Here is a 786-nt window from a genome sequence, read left to right on the forward strand (position 1 = left end):
GGTGGGCGCGCGCCGGAGGGGGAGCCTACTTATAATATGGGGCTGGCGGCGGCGCGGGGTGGGGGGGGGCGGGCACCACCCGCCCCCCCCTTGGGGCGTGCTCGGCGTCCTCGCGCCCTACGGGCGGGTGTAGGCGGTCAGGTCGGGCGCGGTGGCGAAGCCGGCGCCGTAGGCGCTGACGCCGCGGCCGTAGGCACCGAGCAGGACGCCGGGGGCCTCGCCGGCGAGCACCCAGCCGTACTCGGACTCGCGGTAGCGGAAGGGCTGCGGCAGGCCGTTCACCGGGAGGCTGAGGGTGGACCAGCCGGGGCCGGCCAGGTCGTCGGCGAGGTCCCACGCGAGGGTGCTCTGCTGGTCCAGCCAGTCCTGGCGCAGCGCGCGGTCGAGCTGGCCGGGCCAGGTCGAGGCGAGCAGGCCCGAGCCGGCCAGCCAGGCGGCGGAGGAGGCGGAGGTCGCCTCCAGGGTGCCGGTGTTGTCGGCGCTGCGGCGGCTGTCCCGGCGGGCCACCGTGACCACGACCGCGAACCTGCGCATGTCGCGCGGCTCGTACTGCCTGGCCGGCTCCTCGCCGTGGCCCAGGCTGCCGTAGTCGACGCTGCCGGGCGCCCCGGCCCGGGGGCCGCCGGCGCCGGCCTGCATCAGGTAGCGGCGGCCGGTCCAGCCGTCGTCCAGGCCGTACCAGGGGAAGTGGGGGGGGGGGGGGGGGGCCCCCCGGGGCGCCGCGGGGGGCCGGGCCCCCCCCCCCCCCCCCCCCCCCCCGGGGGGGGGGCCCCCCCCCCCCCCCCC

1 protein-coding gene (only partly in view) is annotated in these 786 nt (G+C 80.4%); it reads right to left on the reverse strand.

Going from position 1 to position 786, the window contains the following annotated elements:
* Positions 1 to 117: 117 nt before the first annotated feature.
* Positions 118 to 786, reverse strand: partial view of a hypothetical protein gene (locus ACFV6I_RS39715; protein ID WP_380431177.1) — the 3' portion only. Its footprint extends 126 nt past the window's final position; 669 of the gene's 795 nt are visible here — the last part of the coding sequence; its start codon lies off the right edge, out of view; its stop codon occupies positions 118 to 120.

This window comes from Kitasatospora sp. NPDC059803 (assembly GCF_042732255.1).
In the GTDB taxonomy this organism is placed as follows: domain Bacteria; phylum Actinomycetota; class Actinomycetes; order Streptomycetales; family Streptomycetaceae; genus Kitasatospora.